The organism is Streptomyces sp. NBC_01591 (assembly GCF_035918155.1).
Taxonomy (GTDB): Bacteria; Actinomycetota; Actinomycetes; order Streptomycetales; family Streptomycetaceae; genus Streptomyces.
Genome location: NZ_CP109327.1, coordinates 4,008,867 through 4,033,288, shown reverse-complemented (window position 1 = coordinate 4,033,288; position 24,422 = coordinate 4,008,867). Strand labels below are relative to the sequence as shown.

At 68.7% G+C, this 24,422-nt stretch carries 21 protein-coding genes and 1 tRNA gene; 15 read left to right on the top strand and 7 right to left on the bottom strand.

The genetic code is table 11. The features are described from left to right. Positions 1-46: 46 nt before the first annotated feature. The 12 genes from OG978_RS18695 (at position 47) to OG978_RS18635 (ending at position 12,652) form a co-directional block, all read left to right on the top strand. A tRNA-Thr gene (locus OG978_RS18695) sits at positions 47-120 on the top strand. Positions 121-1,699: 1,579 nt separating this feature from the next. Beyond that, positions 1,700-1,897 (top strand): hypothetical protein, encoded by a 198-nt coding sequence (locus OG978_RS18685; protein ID WP_326766332.1) that lies wholly within the window; start codon positions 1,700-1,702, stop codon positions 1,895-1,897. A gap of 15 nt (positions 1,898-1,912) precedes the next feature. Continuing rightward, a complete protein-coding gene (locus OG978_RS18680) occupies positions 1,913-2,107 on the top strand; it encodes a hypothetical protein (protein ID WP_326766331.1) in 195 nt (64 codons plus the stop codon). A 153-nt stretch (positions 2,108-2,260) separates the two neighbouring features. After that, entirely contained in the window at positions 2,261-4,147 is a 1,887-nt protein-coding gene (locus tag OG978_RS18675) for an alpha/beta fold hydrolase (RefSeq protein WP_326766330.1), read from the top strand. Then, positions 4,144-4,728 carry a hypothetical protein gene (locus OG978_RS18670; protein ID WP_326766329.1) on the top strand — a complete coding sequence of 195 codons (585 nt, stop codon included), beginning with the start codon at positions 4,144-4,146 and terminating at the stop codon, positions 4,726-4,728. Before OG978_RS18675 ends, OG978_RS18670 begins: the two co-directional genes overlap by 4 nt. Positions 4,729-4,855: 127 nt before the next feature. Next, positions 4,856-5,617, top strand: a complete 762-nt coding sequence (locus tag OG978_RS18665) for a class I SAM-dependent DNA methyltransferase (protein ID WP_326766328.1) — start codon at positions 4,856-4,858, stop codon at positions 5,615-5,617. 48 nt (positions 5,618-5,665) lie between these two features. Next, on the top strand, positions 5,666-5,845 hold the full coding sequence (locus OG978_RS18660; RefSeq protein WP_326766327.1) for a hypothetical protein: 180 nt from the start codon (positions 5,666-5,668) through the stop codon (positions 5,843-5,845). Then, positions 5,770-7,563 (top strand): ABC transporter ATP-binding protein, encoded by a 1,794-nt coding sequence (locus OG978_RS18655; RefSeq protein ID WP_326766326.1) that lies wholly within the window; start codon positions 5,770-5,772, stop codon positions 7,561-7,563. The genes OG978_RS18660 and OG978_RS18655 overlap by 76 nt, the downstream gene beginning before the upstream one ends. Next, the gene (locus OG978_RS18650; RefSeq protein WP_326766325.1) at positions 7,560-9,020 is read left to right on the top strand and encodes a phytoene desaturase family protein; all 1,461 of its coding nucleotides are present in this window, start codon (positions 7,560-7,562) and stop codon (positions 9,018-9,020) included. Before OG978_RS18655 ends, OG978_RS18650 begins: the two co-directional genes overlap by 4 nt. Then, positions 9,020-9,163 (top strand): hypothetical protein, encoded by a 144-nt coding sequence (locus tag OG978_RS18645; RefSeq protein WP_326766324.1) that lies wholly within the window; start codon positions 9,020-9,022, stop codon positions 9,161-9,163. The genes OG978_RS18650 and OG978_RS18645 overlap by 1 nt, the downstream gene beginning before the upstream one ends. 550 nt (positions 9,164-9,713) lie before the next feature. Then, positions 9,714-10,538 (top strand): M23 family metallopeptidase, encoded by an 825-nt coding sequence (locus OG978_RS18640; RefSeq protein ID WP_326766323.1) that lies wholly within the window; start codon positions 9,714-9,716, stop codon positions 10,536-10,538. Positions 10,539-11,422: 884 nt separating this feature from the next. Further along, positions 11,423-12,652, top strand: a complete 1,230-nt coding sequence (locus OG978_RS18635; RefSeq protein ID WP_326766322.1) for a serine hydrolase domain-containing protein — start codon at positions 11,423-11,425, stop codon at positions 12,650-12,652. Positions 12,653-12,685: 33 nt separating this feature from the next. Here the strand turns inward: OG978_RS18635 and OG978_RS18630 are convergent, their stop codons facing one another. Next, entirely contained in the window at positions 12,686-13,366 is a 681-nt protein-coding gene (locus tag OG978_RS18630; RefSeq protein WP_326766321.1) for a phosphotransferase, read from the bottom strand. A 182-nt stretch (positions 13,367-13,548) separates the two neighbouring features. Here OG978_RS18630 and OG978_RS18625 point away from each other — a divergent pair, with 182 nt between their 5' ends. The 3 genes from OG978_RS18625 to OG978_RS18615 all read left to right on the top strand — a co-directional run bounded on the left by OG978_RS18625 (position 13,549) and on the right by OG978_RS18615 (position 15,494). Further along, positions 13,549-14,922, top strand: coding sequence for an alpha-lytic protease prodomain-containing protein (locus tag OG978_RS18625; protein ID WP_442817709.1), 1,374 nt, complete (start codon positions 13,549-13,551; stop codon positions 14,920-14,922). Between the two features lie 146 nt (positions 14,923-15,068). Beyond that, the gene (locus OG978_RS18620) at positions 15,069-15,257 is read left to right on the top strand and encodes a hypothetical protein (RefSeq protein ID WP_326766320.1); all 189 of its coding nucleotides are present in this window, start codon (positions 15,069-15,071) and stop codon (positions 15,255-15,257) included. Between the two features lie 42 nt (positions 15,258-15,299). Then, positions 15,300-15,494 carry a hypothetical protein gene (locus OG978_RS18615; protein ID WP_326766319.1) on the top strand — a complete coding sequence of 65 codons (195 nt, stop codon included), beginning with the start codon at positions 15,300-15,302 and terminating at the stop codon, positions 15,492-15,494. Here the strand turns inward: OG978_RS18615 and OG978_RS18610 are convergent. The 6 genes from OG978_RS18610 to OG978_RS18585 all read right to left on the bottom strand — a co-directional run bounded on the left by OG978_RS18610 (position 15,457) and on the right by OG978_RS18585 (position 24,400). Then, positions 15,457-17,151 (bottom strand): bifunctional 3'-5' exonuclease/DNA polymerase, encoded by a 1,695-nt coding sequence (locus OG978_RS18610; protein WP_326766318.1) that lies wholly within the window; start codon positions 17,149-17,151, stop codon positions 15,457-15,459. The two genes, OG978_RS18615 and OG978_RS18610, sit on opposite strands and share 38 nt — an antisense overlap. Positions 17,152-17,260: 109 nt before the next feature. After that, the gene (locus tag OG978_RS18605) at positions 17,261-18,319 is read right to left on the bottom strand and encodes a type III polyketide synthase (RefSeq protein WP_326766317.1); all 1,059 of its coding nucleotides are present in this window, start codon (positions 18,317-18,319) and stop codon (positions 17,261-17,263) included. A 510-nt stretch (positions 18,320-18,829) separates the two neighbouring features. After that, entirely contained in the window at positions 18,830-20,035 is a 1,206-nt protein-coding gene (locus OG978_RS18600; RefSeq protein ID WP_326766316.1) for a cytochrome P450, read from the bottom strand. A 208-nt stretch (positions 20,036-20,243) separates the two neighbouring features. Further along, positions 20,244-21,245 carry a DUF1259 domain-containing protein gene (locus tag OG978_RS18595; protein ID WP_326766315.1) on the bottom strand — a complete coding sequence of 334 codons (1,002 nt, stop codon included), beginning with the start codon at positions 21,243-21,245 and terminating at the stop codon, positions 20,244-20,246. 192 nt (positions 21,246-21,437) lie between these two features. Continuing rightward, positions 21,438-23,597 carry an ABC transporter permease gene (locus OG978_RS18590; protein ID WP_326766314.1) on the bottom strand — a complete coding sequence of 720 codons (2,160 nt, stop codon included), beginning with the start codon at positions 23,595-23,597 and terminating at the stop codon, positions 21,438-21,440. Then, positions 23,591-24,400, bottom strand: a complete 810-nt coding sequence (locus OG978_RS18585; protein WP_326766313.1) for an ABC transporter ATP-binding protein — start codon at positions 24,398-24,400, stop codon at positions 23,591-23,593. The genes OG978_RS18590 and OG978_RS18585 overlap by 7 nt, the downstream gene beginning before the upstream one ends. Positions 24,401-24,422 lie beyond the last annotated feature (22 nt).

Here is a 24,422-nt window from a genome sequence, read left to right as displayed (position 1 = left end):
GTAGACTTGGCGACGCTGCTGATCGCACCATGGTGCGACAGGGCGTGCCGCCTTAGCTCAGTTGGCCAGAGCAACGCACTCGTAATGCGTAGGTCTCGGGTTCGAATCCCGAAGGCGGCTCTGTGGAAGCCTCAGGACTCACTCGCCGTGACCTGGGGCTTTTGCTTTTACTGGATACGACGGCGGCGCTTGGCGCGGGCCGTCTGACTGCCGGTGGTCTCAGTCCTGGTCCCAGCGGGGCTCGGAACCGGCTCCGCCACGCATTTCCTCCTGCGCAGCTGCGGTCACGGAGGAACGGGACGAAGACAGGCGGGATCGGGACGGCGTTCCGGCTCTTCTTGGTCTTGGGCCGGGTGAAGACGAGGCCACCCTCCTTGCGCTGAGGGCAGGCGCTCGCGTGCCTTGTACATGCCTTGGGGCAAGGGTTTGGGCAACCGCGCTTGTAACCCCTGTGGGTGGCGCAGTCCGGCGGGCAGAGCTCAAATCGGTGGAGGCGCGCCCCGCAGGCGTGCGGGGCACCGCATCCATGGCGCCATGTGAGCCGCTGAAGCTGCCACTCGGGGCGGAACAGCTCTGCCTCCAGGTCCACGTATGGCCAGCGCAGGCCGAGCGTCTCACCCTGCCGGAACCCCATACCGACGCCCACGATCCACCGCATGAAGGTGGGCCGCTTCGAGGCCGCCGAGAGGAACGCCTTGGCCTCGTCCTTGGTGAAGGGGTTGGCCTCCGTCTCGTCGACGCTCGGAGGGTCCACGAGCGTGGCGACGCTTTCCCCGATGATGCGGCGCCGGTGGGCAATCTTCAGCACGCGGGACAGGATGCGGTGCACCTTCACCGCGTGGGAAGGCGCGTGCCCGGCATCGAGCAGCGCCCGGTACATCCGTTCCAGGTGCTCGGGTTGCAGCTTGTCGATCCGGTGTTGACCGACCCCCGGGATGATGTCGTTGCGGGTCTTGGACCAGTAGTCGTCCAGGGACCGCGACTTGAGCTTCAGGCTCGCGATGTCAGTGAGGTAAGTCTCCATCCACTTCGCTACGGTCGGCTTCCGGCCCGCAGCGGGCGCGCCCCTGGTCGCGCTGGCGCTCCAACTCCTTCACCTTGCGCTTGATTTCGGGCTCCATCCACTCTCTTTGTGGTTGATCAATTCTCGCCAATGTGGCTCGTGGTCATGCGGCGGCACGCTCGGGCGGCAGCTTCGGGCTGTTCTGTAATGGCGCAGGTTTCAGCCAGTCATGAGCGGGGCGCTTCTCGGTTCACCATCGGCAGAGTTCCCTGATCAAGCACACTGGAGGGGTTCGGCCCGCTGCGGAAATTTCCAGCCATGCAAAACTTCTCACACCTGAACCGGAGTGCAATACTCCAAAGTTCCACACATGTCATGTGATGTACGTCACTCGCGTTCTGCTTGATCCCGGCAGGTAAAGGGTTCCTATAGTTGGTGGCGCAACGGGGAGCAATAATGATCACCACGCTGAAGCAGTGACGTAATGATACGGGGCTACATCCGGCAATTCTCCTGTTCCATCGGAGATTTTGCGCGGCTGTCCGCATTGCATTTTCAGCTGGCGTGCATGCAAATACTCATCCGAGTCTTTTGTGTGGCACTCACCCTCCGAATATTTCGGCAACCGTATCGCCGAGGGATCTGTTTTTCGTTGCGAAAGATCCGACCATTGATTGAATTAGAAGGGAGAATGTCATGGGTGAGGTAGCAGCATTCATGAATAGACAGGAGATGTCCCCTCTCGAGGAGGGTATGGTCAAGGCCGACGGCACGCCGATCATGGCCACCCCTGCGGCTGTCGTCGCCGTTCCGGCCGGCGCCAAGATTGCGGCGGCGGCGGTGGCGTTCACTATCCCCGTCGGTGCGTACGTCACCGGGCGCATATTCGGCTGAGGCGGGGAGATCTCGATGAACCTGATCACAGAGAGCGCGCGCAAGTCTGCGTCGCCCACCCTGTCCGAGGCGCAAGGCGACAAGGTCGTGCGGATGATGCCGGTGGCCTTCACCCCGAGCGTCGTAGCGCTGTGCCCCTACGCGGCCGGCGGCCTGGCCGCGGGTGCTGCGGTAGTCGGTGCCTACGAGGCCGGGCGCGCGGCCGGCTGAGTCCCACCCCGATGCCTGCGCTCTGAGCGCGGGCCTGTAACGGCACCTGTGGAGTGACATCCCGTGGGTGTGACGAAGCTGTCGGGCCGCGCTCCAATCGCGGCCCGACAGCTTTCCCATGTTAGCCGACCCGCTGACGAGTCAGGAGGAATCTTGAGGTACCTGAAAAAGATCAGCTCGGCAGTTTTCGGCCCCGTGCCGATTTCCCGAGACGGGGCGTTAGGGGTATCGGAGAGGTTGGCGGCACTCACGACTTTGTCCTCTTCTCTCGAGTACCTGCACCAGCACAGACACATGGAACCCGGTGGGCTGAATGACTGGGAGATCATGAAGAGGACCCCGGAGGCCAAGAACGTAGCCCTCCGCAAGGTCGCGGACGTGGTGAGCGGAAAGAAGGTGACGCTGGCGCTGCATGCGACTCGGGCGGCAGTCAGTTTCGGCATGTTATTGCCTGGGAATTCGCGATGGCGCGGCGCTGGGAGCCTTTTCCTCAGTGGCACCAATTGCCTGATGCAAGCTCGCCACCGTTTCGGAACTGACGGATCGGACCAGGTGGCAAACTTGGTTCAGAGCGTGACCGGTGTGGCGCGGTTGGCAAAGAAGCAGGAAACTCAGGACGCGCTTCTGTGGTACATCGGAATGCAGGCGAGCATGTCCTATGCCATCTCCGGCTGGGTCAAGCTGGTGGGCGACAAATGGCGGGATGGAACAGCCCTTCCGGGAGTGATGCGGACGCGTACCTACGGTTCTGAACCGGTTTACCGCCTGACGCAGCGCTATCCGAAGACGTCCAATTTCGTTCAGCACACGACCTTGGCAATGGAGTGCTTCTTTCCGCTCGTCTATGTCGCCGGCGGCCGATTCACACGTCCGTTTCTGGCTGCTGCCGGCAGTTTTCACGTGGCCAACGGCTTCATCATGGGGCTCGGGCGGTTCATGACGGCATTCCCCGCGATGCATCCGATGGTCGCATACACCACGGCACCCAAGACCTACGTTGCTGTCACAGGGCGCGACGACCGGGCGGCCAAGGCGGCAGCCCTGCTGCTGGCTGGGGGAGTCGCTGCCAGTGTCGTGGTCGCGGCTCAGCGCAGGGCTGTGGTTCTCGAAGGCTGGCCGACCTCCCGGAAGGTCGTGACCCGGCACGGCAATGAGCTGATGTACGAGACAGGGGGCCCGGAGTCGGACGCTCCGGTCCTGGTGTTCTGCGCGGGACTGGCCTCGACATCGGAGCACTTCGCGTGGATCACTGAATGGTTCGCGCACGGCTCGGATCATGCCGTGGTGTCCTACGCACGGGCGGGTTATGCAGGGAGCCGCCGCCGCACCAAGGCAACCTACGAACTGGCGGAGTCGGTTGATGACTTGGAAGACCTGGTACGCGCGGTCGTACCGGAGAATCGCAAGGTGGTGCTGGTCGGGCACTCCCTGGGCGGCGAGCTGATCCGGCGAGTCGCTGAGCGCATGCCGGATCGACTAGTCGGCCTCGTCTATCTCGATCCGTCGCACCCTGCGGAACTCCAACGTTCGGATCGGCAGCGTGCTGGAGCGAAGGACCTTCGAGTCACGCTGACTCACGTGGCCCGCTACGTTCGGTTCGGCACGGGGGTGCTGATGAGTCGGCCAGGTTGGGTCGACAGATTGCCCCCGGCGTACCGCGAGAAGGTGTTCGCGCAGTACACCGATGCCCGGCTGTGGACAGCGGGCAAGCGGGAATGGCTGGCCGTCGAGAAAGAGTTCACCGAGTTCACGGGGGCCATCGATCCGCTTACCACACCTGCTTTGATCATCGCCGCGCAACAGACCGTGGACCAGGATCCGGAGCAGTTCCTGCTCTACAACGAGCTGGCTCGGGTCCATCAGGGCCAGGGCGAGCGGGGCGCGGTCGAAGTCATCGAGGGAGCCGATCACGACTCCATGCTGACCGAGGCGCGCTACGCCCACCAGGCGGCCCGGCTCATGGCCGAGTTCCTGGCCGCAGAGCGCCGGCGCGACGAGGCCGATGCGGTCGCCGCTCACGAGGGAGGTGCTGAACGATGAAGCCTGCTGCGCTCTTGAAGGAGGCGTTCACAGGGCCGGGCTCCCTCGCGAGATGGGTGGGAGCGGGCATGCTGGTGACGACACTGGCCGCGCAGCATCCTCATCTCGTCTTTGACCGTGCTCGCATCAAGGATCTCTTCTCCATGGTGCCGAACTGGAAGTTCTTCGCCCCGAACCCGGCGGTCCACGACTTCCACTACACCTACCGCACCCTTGATCTGGACGGCGAGACCAGCGAGTGGCGCGAGATCGAGATGATCGCGTCCCGAAAGCTGTATCAGGCGTTCTGGTTCGCCTCCCGCCGTCCGGAGAAGGCGGTCTTCGACATCTGCACCGCCATCCTGCAGGAGGCGCAGAAAGGTGGAGTCCGCCAGGCCCAGAAGCTGTCCTCCTATCAGCTGCTGCTCGAGTTCATCCGGCGAACCGTCCGTGAGGAACAGGGCGAGGAGACAGTGAGGGGATTCCAGTTCGCGGTCGTCCGCGCCGCGGGGCACGACCGCAGCGAACAGCCGGAGACCCTCTTCGTCTCGCCGTACACGCAGATGAAGACGCCGACACCGCAACACCTGGTCGTCGCATAGGCGACAGGGCTTGCACGACCACAACGGTGTGACGCGGCGCCCTGCCACCGCGCGGGGCGCCGCATACCAAGGCCACCCTGACTCGGTGTGGCCGCAGCCCGGAGCTCGGTAAGGAACAGACACGTAGATGAACGGTCACGTAGACGACATCGGCTACGGCAAGCAGTTCGCCAGCTGGTATGACCGCCTTTTCCCCAAGGACGCCAACGCCGTCACCACCGCGGAGACGCTCGTCCGCCTTCATCCCGACCCTGAGAAGGGCACCCTGGAGTTCGGCGTGGGCACCGGCCGCATCGCCATCCCGCTCTCCCAGAAGGTCGGCCACATCATTGGCGTCGACTCTTCACCGGAGATGCTGGCGCTGCTGGCCGACGCTCCCGGAAGCTCGGACGTCACAGGTGTACACGCAGACATTCGCTCGTACAGCGACGACCGCGCTTACGCTCTCGTGTACGCGGTCTGTGGCGTCCTGTCCATGCTCCTGACCCCAGAGGACCAGCAGAAGGCCGTACAGCGGGCGGCCGGGCTCCTGTCACCCGGGGGCCGCCTGGTGATCGAGAGCGGCAACCGGCCAGCCGTCGAGGCAATGCACGAGGGCCTTGCGCGAACAACCCTGTTCGTCCCGTATCCAGAACCTGGCACGGGGCTGCAGACGCACTCGACCCTTCCCCCTGGATCTGATCTCTGGCAGTGCTCCCACGTCTGGTACGAATCCGACGGAACCACCCGCGTGGGGAGTGAACTCGCCCGTCTGACCACCCCGGACGAGGTCGACACCTACGCCGTCGAGGCCGGGCTCACTCCCGAAGCCCGGTACGCCGACTGGCAGTTGTCTCCGTACACGTCCCAGTACCCGATGTTCCTCACCACTTATCGGAAGGGCGTATGAGCCGGAGCTGAACCGCCTGTCTCCGTGCCACGAACAGGGAAGGAAATCATGGTGACAACCAATCGAGTGGTGGCGTTCGTCGTCGCCTTCATCGTCGCCGTGCCGGTCATGCTGACCGTCTTTCGCGAAAGCGGCGAAATCACCAGGGCCAGTTGGGCCAAGAGCCTCATCTTCGGCGGCAGCATTGCCGCGATTGCCGCGATTGCCTTGGGCAGGAGCAGGCAGTGAATGTATCTGCCGTCGTCTGCCGCCATCGGCTGCTGCTCGGCGCGGGCATCCTGCTGGGCCTGGTGGGAACTGCTGCAACGCTTCTGCAGCCCTTGCTCATCGGCGACCTGATCGAAGCGGTAGCCGTGGAAGAGCCAACCTTGCGGCCGATCCTGCTCCTTGCGGGACTCTTCGTCGCAGACGCGCTGCTTGCCGCCACCCACTTTTATCTCATCGGGCGAGGCGGCGAGAACATCGTCTTTGACATGCGGGCCACCCTCACCGCGCGCCTCCTGCACTCCCGCATCCGGGCGTTCAACCGGCTCGAACACGGTGACGTCTTCACCCGTACCGTCGCCGACACCTCGTTGGCACGCGTCGCGCTGTCCTCTTCCGTATCTCAGATGATCACCTCCGGATTCACGGTCGCGGGCTGCGTCGGCGTCATGGTCTGGCTCGATTGGCGGATGCTCTTGGCCACAGCAGGGTGCCTCGGAGCGGCCTCGGTGATCGGGCTCGGTCTGGCGCGAGCCGTGCGCAAGGCCGCGGTGACAAACCGCGAGGACACCAGCAACTACGGCTCGGCACTCCTGCGTGTTCTTGGTGCCCTCACCACAGTGAAAGCCTCCCGCGCCGAGGAACGCGAAGCCGAACACATCGGAGAACTGGCCGACGCCGCGCGGGCGAGTGGTATCCACGTCACCCGCCTGTCGGCGATGCTGATGCCCGCGATGAACGTCGGCACCCAGGTGTCCCTTGCCGTGGTCATCGCCTGGGGTATGTCCCGTACCGCCACGGGCGCTCTGCCCATCGAAGACCTCACCGCGTTCATCATGTACCTCTTCTACCTGGTGTCCCCGCTGGTGATGCTGTTCATGTCGCTCGGGGAGATCCAGCAGGGCCGGGCCGCCATCGATCGAGTAAACGACCTGGCCCGCATCGAGGCCGAGCCCACCGAAGGGGCTCCGGCCTCAACACCCGTTGCGGGGACGCCTGCCGTCGAGTTCAAAGACGTCACGTTCTCCTACAGCGACACCGCCGCGCCTGCCCTGAGTGGAGTGTCGTTCTCGCTGCCGACCACTGGCGTGACCGCGATCGTGGGTCCTTCCGGGGCGGGCAAGACTACCCTTTTCCAGCTCATTGAACGCTTCCAGGTGCCCGATGCAGGATCGGTCTGCATGGCCGGCACGGACATAGGCACCATGCGCCTGGACGAACTACGGTCCCGAATCGGTCTCGTCGAGCAGGACGCTCCCCTGATGCGCGGAACTGTCAGGGAGAACCTCACCTACGCCCGCCCTGATGCCACTGCTGCGGACATCGACGAAGCCCTGTCCGCGGCTCACCTCGCTGACGTCGTCTGCGCTCTGCCGGACGGCCTGGACACCCACCTTGGAGAGGGCGGCATCGGCCTGTCCGGCGGGCAGCGACAGCGCCTCGCTATAGCCCGCGCCCTGCTCACCCGCCCGGACGTACTGCTGCTGGACGAAGCCACCTCGCACCTCGACTCCGACTCCGAGACAGCGCTGCGTGCGGCAATCTCGGCCATCGGTGCGCGGTGCCTCGTCCTCACGATTGCGCACCGTCTCTCCACCACCATTGGCGCCGATCGCATCCTCGTGATCGAGGACGGAAAGCTGCGTGCCACTGGTACGCACGCCGAGTTGATGGAGGGCGACACGACGTACAAACGCCTCGCCAGCAGGCAGATGACTCCCGTCGGAGGAGGTGCGCGGTGACCGACGCGGCGATCGTGGGCACGGGTCCCAATGGACTCGCCGCCGCAGTGACCCTCGCCAGGGCCGGGCTCAAAGTGACTCTGCACGAACAGGCCGACACCCCTGGCGGTGGTCTGCGCTCGATGCCGCTGTTCGACAGCACCGTCGTCCACGACATCTGCCCGGCAGTCCACCCGATGGCCGCAGCCTCCGCGTTCTTCCGGGCATTCGACCTGCCGTCTCGCGGCGTCCGTCTGCTCCAGCCCGATCTCCCCTACGCCCACGCCCTGCCTGGCGGCCACGCGGCGGCAGCCTGGCGGAGCATCGCCCGCACCGCCGAGCACCTAGGTCCCGACGGGCGGCGCTGGACACGTTTGCTGGGCCCCCTTGCACAACGGTCCACCGCTGTGGTCGACCTGTTCCTCTCAGATCTGCGCTCCTTGCCACGCGACCTCCTCACCCCTGCGTTCCTGGTGCCCCGGGTCCTGGCGCACACCACGAATCGCACACCGTTCACGACCTTGGAGGCCAGAGCCCTGCTGACGGGCGTGGCCGCCCATGCCGTCGGAAGACTGCCTTCGCTGGCGTCAGCGGCGGTAGCCCTGCTACTGGCCCACACCGCCCACGCCAGTGGCTGGCCACTGCCGGAAGGCGGAAGCACCCGCATCGCCGACGCGCTCGTCGCCGACGTAACCGCCCACGGTGGCATCATTCACACCGGCCACCGTGTCAAGGATCTGGCGGAGCTTGGCAATGTACCCCTCGTCCTGCTGGACGTGAGTCCCAAGGAGTTCCTCGCCATCGCCGGCGACCGACTCCCCACCGCGTATCGCCGAGCTCTGCGCCGCTACCGCTACGGCCCGGGCGCGGCCAAGGCCGACTTCCTTGTCAGCGACCCCATCCCGTGGATCAACCCCCTCTTGCGACAGGCCGGCACAGTGCACCTCGGTGGCACACACGCCGACATCGTCCGACAGGGGAACGCCACCGTCGCAGGTCAGCAGATCCCTGCCCCCTTCATGCTGGTCGTCGACCCGGCCGTCACCGACCCGACCCGGGCCTCCGGAAGCAAACGCCCGGTGTGGGCGTACGCGCATGTGCCCAACGGAGACACGCGCGATCCGGTCCAGATGATCCGTGCACGCATCGAGGAATACGCCCCCGGGTTCACGGACACGATCACCGCCTCTCGCGGCCTGTCGGCAGCCCAGTACGCGACGTATAACCCCAATTACGTCGGCGGGGACATCGCCTCCGGTGCTCTGACCCTGCGCCAGACCCTGGCGCGCCCGGCACTGCGCCGGGATCCGTACACCACTCCCCTGCCGGGCGTGTACCTGTGCTCGGCCTCAACCCCGCCAGGCCCGTCCGTCCACGGCATGTGTGGTTACTTCGCCGCGCTCTCTGCGCTCCGACGCCACCACGGCGTAAGGACATCGCCCGACCTGTCCCCGAAAGAGAATCAGGAGTTTTTCTGATGCGTACACGCGTCTGTGTAGCCCCCGCAGTGGCCGTCACCGGCCTGGTGCTGGCCATCGCGGCGCCGGCCTCCGCGAGCGAAAACACGTCGGCCAGCACCGTCGAGTGGGCGACGGAGTTCGAAACGGCCGCCGCGGCATGACAGCGATGGACCGAGCAGGGGAGCTCCGGCATCACGCGCGACTTGGTACTCAGCGGAACATTGTCCAACGCCTGCGACAACTGCTACTCGCTGTGGACGAGGTTCGTGTTCGACCTCGCTCCAGGACCTGCCCGCAAGCAGGCCCAGATATGCGGTCCCGGAACCGTCGACGTCGCTGTGCGCCAGGCTTATCAGCCCACTACCACCGGATACGTCACAGTCTGCAAGGGCAGAGAAAACACGAACGACTGCGCCTCGTGGCAGAACGTCACCTGGTGGCCCATCAACCAGACCTGACGTCCCCTTCCCGCCGCAGGTTGTCGGCGAAGTCGGCATCGCTGCACCCGAGGCAGGGAAGGATCGGACCATGGCTGGCACGACTGCCTTCATGCCCTCAACGAGGATTGGCGGGGGAGGCCACCCATCGTTTCGGGCTTCCCTGGCACGGCGTCCGCGCGATCAGCGGTACAGCAGGTGACCTGCGCAACCTCAGGAGCTCCGGGGCTCATTCAAGCAACACAATCGAACCCCTAATGAACGAGGTGCACTCTTGCTGACGTCCCTTTGGAAACGCCACGGCCTGTTCATCGCTGTCGGGGCACTCTGCATCCTGGTGAACAGCCAGGGGCTGGGGCCGCTGTGGTACTCCGGGGTCATCCTTCTGCTGCTCGGCGGGTTGTTGCGCTGGGTCCTGTGGCGCAATCAGCATCCGCCGCAAGGACAGACGCCGATCCTGGTCGATGTGCCCGTCACCGGACGATGGCGGGCCATCAACGGCCCTGGCACGAAGGTCCCCAGCCACACGCACAGCCATGCGCAGACGTACGCCATCGACCTGACATACCACCCGTCCGAAGAGCCCACGCCCGCATTCCGCTGGCTCTGGCCGCTCGGCAGCCGTCCGCACCAATACCCCGCTTTCGGTAGTCCTGTTCTGGCTCCTGGCGACGGCGTGGTCGTAGCGATCACCGACGGTCAGCGCGATCACTTCTCCCGCACTTCACTGCCTGGCTTCGTCTATCTCTACCTGGAGGGATTCGTACGCAGCCTGGGCTGGCCGCGCCACCTTTGGGGCAACTACATCATTCTCGAGCTGGGCGAGGGCGTGTACGCGGGTTTCGCGCATCTCAAGCGCGGCTCCCTCCGTGTGGCCGTGGGCGACCGGGTCACCGCCGGTCAGCAGCTCGCCGAGTGCGGCAACTCCGGCAACTCTTCCGAACCCCACCTGCATTTCCAACTCATGAGCGGCCCGGACTCCGAGACCGCCTACGGCCTGCCCTTCGAGTGGCGCTACCGGGACGACGACGGCGCCGAACACAACGGAGTGCCCAAGGACGCCGTCTACTTCACCTCACTGGAGTCCCAGTCCCATTAGTGGTGCTGCCGTCCGCGCCAGACGGCGCGTGACGATCCATGGCGAGCGCATGGGCACCGCCTACAGCCTGCCCGTACGGTGCTGGACTTCCGGCACGCGCAGGCATGCCCCCGAGGACCGGGCCATCGACGATTCGGAGCTGATCGAATGGTGCGGTGGAGGGCAGTACGACTGGAACAAAACCGCAGGCGTTCGGCGACCTGCCAGAGGTATTCAACCAGGGCTGCGTGAGCGTTGCGTGAGCGGATGGTGCAGTACCGGCCCCCACAGGATGGATCGCTCGTCAAGTCAAACATCGCTGACCAGGCAAAATCAGATCGCCGAACACCACCCAGAACCACCCGCCATGATCGCGCAGGCCCTCGTAATGCGTAGGTCTCGGGTTCGAATCCCGAAGGCGGCTCAGAGAAACCCCAGGACTCACTCGCCGTGACCTGGGGTTTTTCCTTGTTCAAGGCGTGGTGGGTCGCACAGCGTCAGTTCCGAACGGTGGTCTCGACGACTGCGGTGCTCTCGCGGGTACGTGTCCGGGTGGCGAGCTGGGCCGTACCGGGGACGGCGAGCGCTCCATAGGTGGACACCGGCACTGGTTGCCCACGGTGCTGGTCACCTGTCCGAGCCAGAAGGCCAGATATTGCCGGCTGCGGAACAGGGCGCGCATTTCAGGTCGAGGTCGAGGCATAGCCCTTGTCACACTGGAACGAAGGGAGAGCGGGGCCACAGCCGTCACGCCGAGCAGAACACGTGTCCGGTCCACGAGTGCCGAAGCCTTCCGCAACGCCGGGCGGTACACCACTGCTTCAGTGATTTCCCGGGTCGCCCGGCCGATCGCCGGGGCCTACGCTGCTTGTGGAGTTCTGTTCTCTCGTGACGGGAGTCGGCCCATGATGCGCTCGGACATACGACTGCGCAGGGGGGCCGCAGCCGCGGTGGCGGCCGGATTGCTGGTTGTTTCGGTGCCGGTGGGGAGTGCCTGGTCGGAGGGGGCTCCGTCACCTTCCGTGCCCGCTTCGTCGGCAGCGTCCGTATCGCCTTCCGAGGAATTCCCGCAGATCACCCCCGCCGTGGCCAAGCGGCTGGACCGGGCGGTCCGGCAGGTTCAGAGCGATGCGCGGGTGCCGGGGGTCACGGTCGGGCTGTGGGCTCCCGGCAAGGGGAGTTACGTCCGGGCCTTCGGGGTCGCCGACAAGAGTTCGGGCGCGCCCATGGCGACCGACCTCAACATGCGGGTCGGCAGCGTGACCAAGACGTTCACGGTGACGGCGATGCTCACCCTGGTCGACCGGGGGAAGGTCGGCCTCGACGATCCGATCGGGAAGTATGTGAAGGGTGTTCCCAACGGGGACCGGATCACGTTGCGCGAACTGGCGGGGATGCGCAGCGGGCTCTTCAACTACTCCATGGATCCGGACTTCTTCAAGGCGTTGACGAGCGACCCCCAACGGCCGTTCACCCCGCAGGAGTTGCTTGCCTACTCCTTCAAGTACCCCGTGCAGTTCCAACCGGGTGAGAAGTTCGAGTACAGCAACACCAACGCGATCCTGCTGGGGCTCGTGGTGGAGAAGGCGGGCGGTCTGCCGCTGTCGGAGTACCTCGAACGGTATGTCTTCGAGCCGGCGGGCATGCATCACACGTTCCTGCCGCGCGGGGCGGTATTCCCGGCCCCGCACGCCCATGGGTACACCGACCAGACTGCGAGCGGCAGGACCGAGGACGCCACGGACTGGAACCCTTCCTGGGCATGGGCCGCCGGGGGCGCGATCTCCGACCAGCGCGACCTGCGCACCTGGGCCCGGGTGCTGGCCACCGGCACGCTGCTCAGCCCGGCCACACAGGCCGAGCGGCTGAAGACGGAGCCCAGCAATCTGCCGGACACCGGCTATGGCCTGGGCATCTTCAACGCCCATGGCTGGATCGGACACAACGGCTCGCTGCCGGGGTACGAAGCCCTGGTCGTCTACCTGCCGGAGTCGAAGGCGACCCTGGTCGTGCTCCTCAACACGGATACCGACTACCAGGGTTCGGAACCGAGCACCCTCTTCGGCGAGGCGATCACCCGCATCGTGACCCCGCAGCATGTCTATTCGCTGCCGGCCCAGCCTGCCGGACGGTGAGCCGGGCGGTGAGCCGGGCGGCGGAGCCGGGGTTCAGGTCGTCAATTCTGTGATCAGGGATGTCGCCCGGTCGATGAGGGCCACCTCGTGCGGGCTCATCGTCGGGTTGGCCGCGCGGTGCGAGGCGGCCTCGGCGAGGTGGTGGGCGGGGATGCCGCCGGACGCGGCGAAGTGCGGCAGCAGTGCGTTCAGCAGCGAGCGGGCGCCTGCCGATTCGGGGTGCCGGGGGTCGACCGCTGCCTGGGCCAGGATCAGGGACGACATGGCCCGGTCCGCGGCCGGAACGCCCTCTCTGGTGTTGCTCCAGTCGATCACCACCGGGCCCCGGTCCGTCAGCATCACGTTGTCCGGGTGCAGGTCGAGGTGGAGGATCCGGTCCTCGGGGTGCGGGGAGAGCCGGGCCGGGACGGTGTGGAGTTCGGCGAGGAGGCCGGCCAGCATGGCTGCCGCATCGGCCGACGACAGCTCGCCGGTCATCAGGGATTCCAGCATCGTCGGGCCGGTCAGGCGTTGCAGTACCAGGTCGCAGGGGGGTGTCTTCGAGTCCCGGGGGCCCAGGCGGGGGACCGGGTAGCCGTGCGCGCCGAGGTAGGACATGACCATCCATTCGTGAGTGGCGTCCATGCCGTCGCGGTAACGGCGCAGGACCCACTTCTCGTCGAGTGCGTACACATCGGCGGATCGTCCGGCACCCAGTAGCTCACGTTTTCGCATGGGGCGAACCTACGGGGGTCGGCGGCGGATGTGGATGTCCGCGGCCCGACCACGGAGCAGAGGGACCGTTGTCGCTGGTCAGGGGCCCCATAACGCGAAGTGAGGGGGTGAACGGGATCTCCTGGGGATGACGTGTACGCGGCTACCTTGGCGGCAATTCCCCCGAAGTCAAGGAGAGTTCCGTGGAGAGATCCATGCTCCGCAGACGTGCCCTGGCCGCGTGTACCGCCACCGTGGCCGTCGGTGCGCTCGCGCTGGCCGGTCTGACCGGCAGCGCATCCGCCGATCCGGCTCCCCAGCTCCGCACCCCCACCGCCACGGGGACCGGGCAGCTCTCGCCCGGTCTGCTGAAGGCCATGCGACGCGACCTCGGACTGACCGCCGCCGAGGCGCGCAGCCGGATCGGCCACGAGACCCGGGCGACGGTTGTTGCCGCCGGGCTGAAGCGCTCCCTCGGCGCGGACTTCGCCGGGGCCCGGGTGAGCGGTGACGACGCGGCCCTGACCGTGGCGACCACCGATGCCGTGGACGCCGCCCGGATCCGCGAGGCCGGTGCCAGGCCCGTCGTCGTCGAGCGCAGTCAGGCCGAACTCGACGCCGCCAAGGCCGCGTTGGACCGGGTGGCGCTGCGCGGCTCTCCCGAGGGTGTGCCCGTCTGGTACGTCGACGTGGCCACCAACCGGGTCGTCGTGCAGGCCGCCCGTACCTCGGCCGCCGGTGGATTCCTCGCTGCCGCGGGGGTGTCGCGCGATGTGGTGACGGTGCGGCAGACGGCGGAACAGCCACGTACGTTCGCTGATCTGCGGGGTGGTGACGCGTACTACATGAACGGCTCGGGGCGTTGCTCCATAGGCTTCCCCGTCAAGCGCGGCAGCGGCCAGTCCGGCTTCGTCAGCGCCGGTCACTGCGGAACGCCCGGGGTCGGCACCAGCGGATACAACCAGCAGGCCCAGGGCTCCTTCCAGGGCTCCACCTTCCCCGGCCGCGACTACTCCTGGGTCGCCACCAACACCAACTGGACGCCGCGTGCCCTGGTGAACGGCTACGGCAACGGCGATGTGACGGTCACCGGGTCCACCGAGGCGCTGGAGGGGGCGTCGATCTGCCGCTCCGGCTCGACGACCGGCTGGCACTGCGGGACGGTTCAGCAGCGCAACACCAGCGTCACCTACCAGGAGGGCACCGTCTCCGGGGTCACCCGCACCAATGTGTGTGCCGAGCCCGGCGACTCCGGTGGTTCGTTCATCTCCGGCAGCCAGGCGCAGGGCGTCACCTCCGGTGGCTCCGGCAACTGCTCCCAGGGCGGTACGACGTACTTCCAGCCGGTGAACCCGGCGCTCCAGGCCTACGGGCTCACCCTGGTCACCAATGGCACCCCGACCGACCCGCCCACCGACCCGCCGACCGAACCGGGCGGCAGCTGGGCGGAGGGCACGACGTACGCGGCGGGCGATGTCGTGACGTACGGCTCCGACAGTTACCGATGCCTCCAGCCGCACCAGGCGCAGCCCGGCTGGACGCCGCCGAACGTGCCGGCTCTCTGGCAGCGCGTCTGAGGGCCGTTCCGTAAGCCCTGGCGGCGGGGCCGCCACCGGATACCGCGCCCGCCCGCCCGGCCTCCACTCCACGCCTCCCGGCCGGGCGGCGCGCACCCCCTGCTCTGCGTCATGCACGTGCCCTTCCCCCACCCGAGGAATCAGCCATGACCCCAGAACCGACCGAAGGCCCCGGCGGCGACCGCCGGATCAGCCGCAAGACACTGCTCAAGGCGGCGCTCGTCGCCGGCACCGGGCCGGAAGCGCTGTCGGCCCGGCCCCTTCCTCGCCCCGGTTCTTGTCGGGGGCCGGGTGCCGGGCATCGGAGTAGCCTGGATGCGTACGGCTCCCGGTGAGCCGCTCGTGTCGGCCTGCGCATCGAAGGGGGCCGGTATCGCATGGACACCTTGGTCACTGTCGTGGTCGTCCTCGCGATGATCGCGATCGCAGCGTTCGTCATTCATCTGCTCAATGCCCGGCACCGGCATCAGCATCTGCGTCCGGTGCATTACGACCACGGGCTGGCCGGGTTCGACGAGGGGCCGGACACGGGGCCTACTTCGCGTCCGAATAACGCTCCACCACCGCCGTAGTGAACGGGAAACGGACCGGCGTCTCGCCGAAGACGGTCCGCCCGGCCAGCTCACCGGCCGCCCGGATCGCCGCCACCACGGCCTCGGCCTCCTCCTGCGGGCAGTGCACGATCACCTCGTCGTGCTGGAAGAAGACCAGCTCCGCCCGGAGACCGGCGGAGCGGAGCGAGCTGCGCAGGGCGGCCAGGAGCAGCAGCGCCCAGTCGGCCGCGCTGCCCTGCACCACGAAGTTACGGGTGAAGCGGCCCCGCGCGCGGGCGTTCGACGATGCGTAACCAGGGGTGAACTCACCGTCGGCGGGGAGTGGTTCGGCGCTCTCCTGAGGGATGCCGGCCTCCTCGTCCGCCCCGCTCCCGGCCGCGGGCGGACTGGTCCGGCCCAGCCACGTCCGTACGAGACGTCCTTCCTCGCCCGCCTTCGCGGCATCGTCGACATAGGCCACGGCCAGCGGGAATCTGCGGCGCAGGGCGGCCAGGTTCTTCAGGCCGTCGCCCGAGGTCTGGCCGTAGACCGCGCCCAGCAGCGCGAGCTTGGCGTGCTCCCGGTCGCCGTGGAACGCCCGGTCCGACAGCGCCGTGTACAGGTCGCCGTCCTGGCCCGCCACCTCCATCAGGCCGCGGTCGCGGGAGATCGCGGCGAGCACCCGGGGCTCCATCTGGTCGGCGTCCGCGACGACCAGGCGCCAGCCCTCGTCGGCGACGACCGCCTGCCGTATCACCTTGGGGATCTGCAGCGCCCCTCCGCCGTTGGTCGTCCAGCGGCCGCTGACCGTGCCGCCCGGCTGGTACTCGGGGCGGAAGCGGCCGTCGCGCACCCAGTCCTGGAGCCAGCTCCAGCCGTGCGCCGTCCAGATCCGGTACAGCTTCTTGTACTGGATGAGGGGCTCCACCGCCGGGTGGTCCAGCTCCTCCAGCTCCCAGCGGCGGGTGGACTTCACCTTGATGCCCGCCTGCGCGAACGCCTTCACCACGTCGGCGGGGAGGTCGGGGCGGACCCGTCTGCCGAAGGCGGCCGACACCTCGTCGGCCAGCTCGGCCAGTCTGCGGGGCTCTCCACCGCCCGCGTAACGCTCGCCGAGCAGTTCGGCCAGGACGTCGCGGTGGACGTCGGCGCGCCAGGGGAGGCCGGACCTGTTCATCTCGGCGGCGACCAGCATGCCGGCCGACTCGGAGGCCGTGAGCAGGCGCATCCTGCCCGGGTGCTCGGTGGCGTCGTGACGGCGGAGCTGGTCGGCGTACACCTGGAGCAGGTCGTCGAAGGGCAGCCGCGTGCCGGACCGGGGCTCGAAGAGCGAGGACTGCGAGCCGGGCTCCGCGGAGCGGGGCGGGGGGTCGGGGGGTACGGGGGCGTTGCGCAGGCGGGCGTGGGCGGCGGCCGCGGAGCGGGGTTCGCCGAGGCGGCCCTCATGGGCGAGGAGGAGGGATTCGGCGACTTCGATGTCGTAGCAGCGGCTCACGGGGACGCCGGCCGCCAGCAGCTGCGGGTAGATCTCGGCGGTGGACCGCCACACCCAGCGGGTGACGTCCGGGCGGGAGCGGACCGCCGCCACGAGGTCGGGCTCGGCCACGACCGGGGCGGCGGGCAGGCCGGTGGGGGCCAGCGGGGCGAGGAGGGCGCCGCCGGTCTCCGTCATGGCCAGGGCCCAACGTTCGGTCATGTCTTCGAGTCTGGCACCCGGCACTGACAACGGACGGTGGGCGGGCGGTGCGTGTCCCCCGGTCCGCAGGTGCCGTGGGACGGTTCCGGGACCGGGGGAGCGGAGGGCGTCAGGACTCGGATTCGGATGTCCAGGTGCCCAGGGAGATCTCGGCGGTGATGCCGGGACCGAAGCCCGCCATCAGGCCACGGTGGCCGTCGAGGGCCGATGCCTCGTCGAACATGCGGCCGAGGGCGTCGAGCACCACGGCGCTGGCTATGTTGCCGTACTCGGTGAGCGTGGCGCGGCTGAAGCGGAACGCCTCGGGCGGCACGTCCAGGAAGTGGCTCAGGTCGTCCAGGATGCGCGGGCCGCCCGCGTGGATGATGTAGAAGTCCATCTTCCCCGCGTTCCACTGGTTCTCCTCGGCGACTGCCTCCAGGGCCGGTGCGAGGGGCTCCATGGTTCCGGGCACCCGCTTGTCGAGCTGGAAGTGGAACCCGGTGGACCGGACCGCGTAGGAGATCCAGTCCTCGGTGGCCGGGATGACGAACGAGCCGTTGCGTTCCAGGCGGACTCCGGTGCCACCGCTGCCCCGGAGCACTACGGCGGCTATGCCGTCGCCGAACAGCCCGTTGGAGAGCAGCGATCCCACACTCAGGTCGGTGGGCTGGTAGCACAGCGAGCAGAACTCGCAGGCGACGATCAGCACATTGGCGTCGGGGTACGCCGTGCAGAAGTCGTGGGCCCGGTTGACCGCCGCACCGCCCGCGGCGCAGCCGAGCTGTGCGATCGGCAGCTGCCGGGTCTCCGGCCGGAAGCCCATCTCGCCGATGAGCCACGCGGTCGGCGGCGGCATCATGAAGCCGGTGCAGGAGACGTAGACGATCAAGTCGATCTGCCGCGGCTCCAGTTCCGCCTGGTCGAGCGCCCGGCGGACCACCGCCGGCACCCGGGCCTTGGTGTGCTCCTCGTAGGTGATGCTGCGGGCGTCGAAGCCCGGGTGCTGCAACACCTTGTCGATCGGCTGGATCAGATGCCGTTTCTGCACCCCGGTGTGTTCGATCAGACGAAGGACCAGGTCGATCTGCGGATGGTCGCCGTGCAACCGTTCAGCCAGCTCAAGGGTTTCCTCGTTGGTGATGACGTACTCGGGAACCTCGATGGCCGGCTTGCAGAGAACCGCCATGGAACTCCTCCTAGCGGACATGGTCCACACGGCCGGGCCCGAAGGATTCCGGGGCGTTCGCCGACCCGGAGACGGCCACCGCGGCTCCGCGCACGCGGCGTTGCGTGGACGTGGAGCACTGGTGGATTCCGGCGCCGGGTCAGGTAACCCTGGAACGGACGCGGACGGGCCGACCGTCGAAGACTGAGTTCAAGCCGTTCGTGGGCGGAAGCGGATCCGCCACGGCTTGGGTGGCCGTCGGACTCACGCTACGACAGGCGGATCGGGGCCGCACGTCGAGCGCACGCAGCGGGGATTTCGCACGGGCAGGGGCCCCGCTCCGGGCCGCCCCTGCCCGCTGGGGAGCCACCGGGGCGCCCGGCGGGCCGGCGCCCCGGAGCGTTCCGGGTTGCCGCCGGCCGCGGGCCGACGCATCATCGATGACGGCCCGCCGTCGGCCGACGGCCACGGCGGGTGAGTCACGCGCCGTAGGCGCGCGACGCCCCGGATCGCTGCCGGGGCACCCCTGGATCACCAGGTGACGGGCAGTTCGAGGGGATAGCGCCAGATCGACGTCTTGTTCCACCGCACTTCCTCGGCCGGCGTCGCCAGCTTCAGGGCCGGGAAGCGCTCCAGCAGCGTTCCGATGGCGACCTCGAGCTCCGTGGCCGCGAGCGGGGCGCCGAGGCAGTGGTGCCCGCCCCACCCGAAGGTCATGTGGGACGGTCCCTGACGCTCCAGGTCCAGCTCGTCGGGGCGCTCGAACTTCCGGCCGTCACGGTTGGCCGTCAGATAGGAGACGTGCACGATGTCCCCTTCCCGGATCCGTACGCCGCTCAGCTCCACGTCCTCGGTGGCGACACGGGGGATGCCGACACCCTTGCGGAAGGGGATGAAGCGCAGCAGCTCCTCGATGGCCTGCGGGAGCATGTCGGGGCGATCACGCACCATGGCGAGCTCGTCGGGCCTGGTGAGCAGCGTGTAGGCGATGTTTCCGATCTCGTACGTGGTGGTGTCCTGGCCGGTGATCAGCAGGACCATGGCCATGACGGTCAGTTCCTGGTCGTTCAGGATCTCGTCCCCGTCGCGCGCGGTGGCCAGCGCGCTGATCAGGTCGTCGTCCGGGTTCGCGCGCCGCTCGGCGGTCAACTCCTCGAAGTAGCCGCGGAGATCGGCCTTGGCGCGTACCGCGGCGTCCTTGTTCTCGACGGTGGTGTCCATCATGGTCCGGGCGTGGGCGCGCAGTTGTGCGCGGTCGGCCTCCGGAATGTCGAGGACCTCGCAGATGGTGGTCAGGGGCAGCGGGGCCGCCAGATGCTCGAACAGGTCGGCGGGGGCGCCGTGCTCCTCCATGCGGTCCAGCAGCTCGTCGACCACATGCTGTGTGCGTACCCGCATGCGCTCCATGTGGCGGGGCGCGAAGCCCTTGGAGATCAGGCTGCGCAGGCGGCTGCTGCCCGGCGGGTCCATCACGTTGATCGCTTCGTCCTGGACGATCGGTTCGGGGGTCATGCGCGGGAAGTTCCGGCCGATGATGGCGCTGCGGCTGAAGCGCCGGTCGGTGGTCACCGTACGCACGTCGTCGTAGCCGGTGACGAGCCACGCCTCGCCGTCGCCATGCGGGAGGCGGATGCGGGAGACGGGTCCTTCGGTCATCAAGTGCCTGAGAGCCGGGTCGAATTCGAGGGCCTCGGCGTAGTCGAACGGGCAGTGCCGTGCGCCGGCTACTGGTTCCATGCGGAGCTCCAGACGGGGATCTGACGGGTGGTTCATGGAAGGTGCGGGCTGGACGGGACATGGGTGCCCGATCGCCCGCAGGGCCACGCGCCGCTCCGCGCCGATTGGTCCATATGCAGAACGGATTCGACGATCCCGGTCGCTGGACCGGCGCAACGCGGTCCAGCGACCGGGCCCTGTGCGACTGGTGCAGCCGGTGCGGCCGGTCTCAGCCGCCCGGTACGACGTTGGTGGCGTCCACCGCGGGGCGCAGCGCGCGGGCGAGCTCGACGCCGTCGCCCACCGCCCAGAAGTGGGTGAAGAACAGGCGGGGGCTCTCCGACAGATGGTGGTTGTGCAGCTCGACGAGCTTGATCCCGCCGCGCCGCAGTGCCTTCAGCACGTGCGGGACCTCGTCGGCGAGCATGGCGCAGTCGCCGCTGAGCGCGGCCCGGCCGCCGCCCAGCGGCTGGAAGTTGAACGCGCTGGTCGAGCCCAGGCCGGGAGGCAGGACCAGATGGCCGTCCGTGATGGTCTCGCGGCGGACGAAGAGAATCTTGTAGAGCCCGCCTTCGGTGGATCCCTTGGCACCCAGCGCCGCCTCCATCCCGGCGGTGTCCAGGTCGACCGGGGCCGACGGCCGCGGCGGCTCCGGGGCCGGGGTGCCGGTGCGGTCGAAGCCCGCGCGCAGCCCGCGGGCCAGGGCCACCGCGTCGTGGCCGTGTCCGTGGACATGGATCCACCAGATGTCGGGGGTCTGGGAGAGCAGGTGCTTGTGGAGCGCGGTCTGCTCGATCCCGTTCGCCTGCCAGGCGTCGGTCACCCGCTGCAGCTCGTTCTCGGTGACCACCACGTCGCCCATGACCATCGTGCTGCCGTCGGCGTAGCGGACGAAGGCCACATGCGTGCCCAGTGCGAGCCCCGGTGTGACGAGGACGCCGTCGGAGACCACCAGGAGATCCCGCCGGGGGAAGGCCGTGTGGTAGGTCGTGTTGCGCAGCATGTTGCCGGGGCGGCCCAGCGCCTGCGCCACGTCCGCCCAGTCCGCCATCTCGGTCGGGACCGGCTCGACCCGCTTTCCGTGCTCCGCCCCGGTCGTTCTGTTGGGCAGCGTACAGGCGGCGACGGGGCCCGCCGCGGTCAGTATCGGCGCGAGCGCGGCGGCGGCCAGTACGCGCCGCCGTGACGTGAGCGCCCCTGCGTTCGTGCCCTGCTGTCGGTCTCCGGTCATCACTTGATCGTCTCCATCCGCGTCTCCATTTTCGCCTCCATGGCGAGATGAAAGCATGCGAAATCGCGATGAAAGGATGAAAGCGGATATATCGTCAGCGGGTGGGGCTGGATGGGCTACGGGCGGGGCTGGATGGGCTGAACGCGGCGTCCGGCCGGGTTCCGGACCCCTTGTTCCGCCCCACTCCGCGCTTCAGCCCACCGGAAGCGAGCCCCGCCGCACCGCCCCCGGCAGCAGCGCCGCCCCCACCGCGACCAGGGCGCACACCCCCGCCGCGCCGCCCATCAGCACCCACTGCACCGACACCACGACCGGCGCCGACACCGAGGCCAGCGCGGCGGCCAGGCCCGCCAGGTGCACCCCGGCCACGGCGAGGCCGAGCAGCGCCCCGAGCGCGACCGCGAACAGGGTCTCCCCGGCCACCACCGCGAGGACCCGCGGCCGGGTGGCGCCGGCCAGCCGGAGCGCGTCCAGCTCCGAGGACCGTACGGACCCCGCCATCAGCATCGTGTTGGCCAGCGCGATCACGGTGTAGACCAGCGCGATGCCCAGGATCACGGCCAGACCGGTCCGGGTCTGCGGACTCGTGCGCGGATACGTCGCGTCCAGCCACTGCTCCGTCGGCCGCACCGTGCCGCCGGTTTCGCGCAGCCGCTCCGTGACCCGAGCGCGGTCGGCGCCCGGCGAGAGGCGTACGTCGATCCGGTCCACGGCGGCCGCCGGGGCGTTCGCCCTGGTCACGTAGGCACCGTTGTTCCCCGTTCCGAGCGCCAGTACCGCCACGATCCGCAAGGAGGCGGGCCGCCCGTCGCCGAGCCACACCCGTACCGTCGAGCCCACTGTGTGCTGTTCCCACTCCTCGTTCACCACGATCGAGCGGTCGTCCAGATCCCGGATGTCGCCCGCCACCACCGGCAGCCGCCCGACCCGCGCCAGGGCCTTCGCGTCGTTCACCGCACGGGCCTCGGAGGTGATGAGGGCGGAGCCCTCCTCGCGTACGTGGACGGCGGTCGGCGCGGAGGCGGACAGCGTGGCGCCGGGCACCGGACGGGCCCTCAACTCCTCGCCCGTCACGACCAGATCGGCCCTGGTGTGCGCCCGCGCCTCCGCCGCCTTCGCCGCCGACGCCGTCATCGCGGAGCCGGCCACCGAACCCGCCAGCGCCACGGTGATCAGCACCGGAGCGGCCACCGCGGCCGTACGCCGCAGCGCCGCCGAGGTGTTCGCGGTCACCAGCATCCCGGTCGCCCCCGGCAGCCGGACCAACCGGGCCAACGGGCGCACGAGCAGCGGCGAGAGCAGGGCGACGGCCGTGATCAGGACCATCGGCTGCGTGATGTACGTCTTCCGCTTCAGCAGCGCGGACGGGTCGGTGGCCAGGGACTTCGCCATCAGGAACGCGGCCCCCGCGAGCAGGGCGAAGCCCAGCAGCCGGCGGACCGGCGGGAGCACGCCCGTATCGACATCGGCCTCGCGCAGCGCCTCGGCGGGGCCGGTCCTGCCCGCCCGCCGCGATGCCACCCAGACCCCCGCGAAGGCCACGGCCAGGCCGGACCAGAAGGCGGCGTGCAGCGGCCAGGCGGCCGGACGGATGACGAACCAGGACGGTGCCATGCCCTCGTCGACGAGGAGCCCGGCGAGCAGCGGCGCACCCAGCCGGCCCAGTACGCACCCTGCGGCGGAGGCCAGGGTGCCGACCACGGCGGCCTCCGTCAGCAGCAGCCGCCGCAACTGGCCCGGCGTGGCGCCCGCCGTGCGCAGCAGCCCGAACTCCCGTCGGCGCAGCGCCACCGCGAAGGCGAACGTCGACGCGACGACGAAGACCGAGACGAAGGCGGTGAGGCCGCCCGCGGTGCCGAGCAGGACGTTCGCGGTCAGCAGCCCCTCGGCGTCCCGCTCGGTGGCCGGGTCGGCCCGGCGGCGGTCGTCCCCGGTGAGGACCAGCGCGCGGTCGCCGACCACCTGGCGCACCTCGGCGACGGGCGCGTCCACGCCCACGGCGTCGGGATCGTGCCGAGCGCGTACGGCGTCCTTCCCGTCGTCCCGTGTCACCGGGCCGAGCGCCCGGAGGTCGCGCAGGAGTTCGGTATCCACAGGGTGTGGATGAGCGAGCTTGCGGCTGATCTTCTTCGTGGCCGGCCCGCGCCGCACCTCGACGGTCAGGGTGTCGTTGCCCATCACCACCACCGGCACCGCGGCGAAGCGCCGCGGTGCCCGGTCCGGGGCGTCGAAGGTCGAGGCGAGGCCGAGACTCATGGTCGCGATCAGCCCCACGCCCAGCGCGAGCGCGACGAAGGTGCCGATCAGCGCGGTCCAGCGGGTGCGCAGGGAGGCCAGGGCGACGGTCAGCACGACGCCTCCCGCACACGATCCGTGACGGTCCCGACAACGGTCCGCTCCCCGGCGGTACGGCGCCCCGCCGCCATCCAGGCCGCGATCCGCTCGGCGCCGAGCCCGGTCAGATCGTCCGCCACCTGCCCGTCGACCAGGAAGACCACCCGGTCCGCGTACGCTGCGGCCACCGGGTCATGGGTGACCATCACGATCGTCTGCCCCTCCAGGTCCACCAGCTCCCGTAGCATCTCCATCACCCCCTGGCTCGTCGCGGTGTCCAGCGCGCCGGTCGGTTCGTCGCCGAAGAGCACCGCGGGCCGGGTGATCAGGGCCCGCGCCAGGGCCACCCGCTGCTGCTGACCACCGGACAGCTCGGCGGGCCGGTGCCCCGCCCGGTCGGCGAGCCCGACCCGGGCCAGGGCGTCCCGTACCTCGGTACGGGACGGGCGGCGGCCCGCGAGCCGCAGCGGCAGCGCGACGTTCTGGGCGGCGGTCAGCGAAGGGAGCAGGTTGAACGCCTGGAAGACGAAGCCGATCCGGTCCCGGCGCAGCAGCGTCAGCCGGCGCTCGCTCAGCCCGGTCAGCTCCACCCCGCCCACCTCGACGGTGCCGGAGGTCGGCCGGTCGAGCCCGGCCGCGCAGTGCAGCAACGTGGACTTGCCGGAACCGGACGGGCCCATGACGGCGGTGAAGGTGCCGGCGCGGACGGTGAGGTCGATGGAGCCGAGGGCGTCGACCTCGCCGTAGGCGCGGCGCACGGAGCGGAGCCGTACCGAGTCGGCGGCGCTCGCGGGAGCAACGGATGCTCGGGAGGAAGTCATGCGTCGATCGAACCGTTTCCGC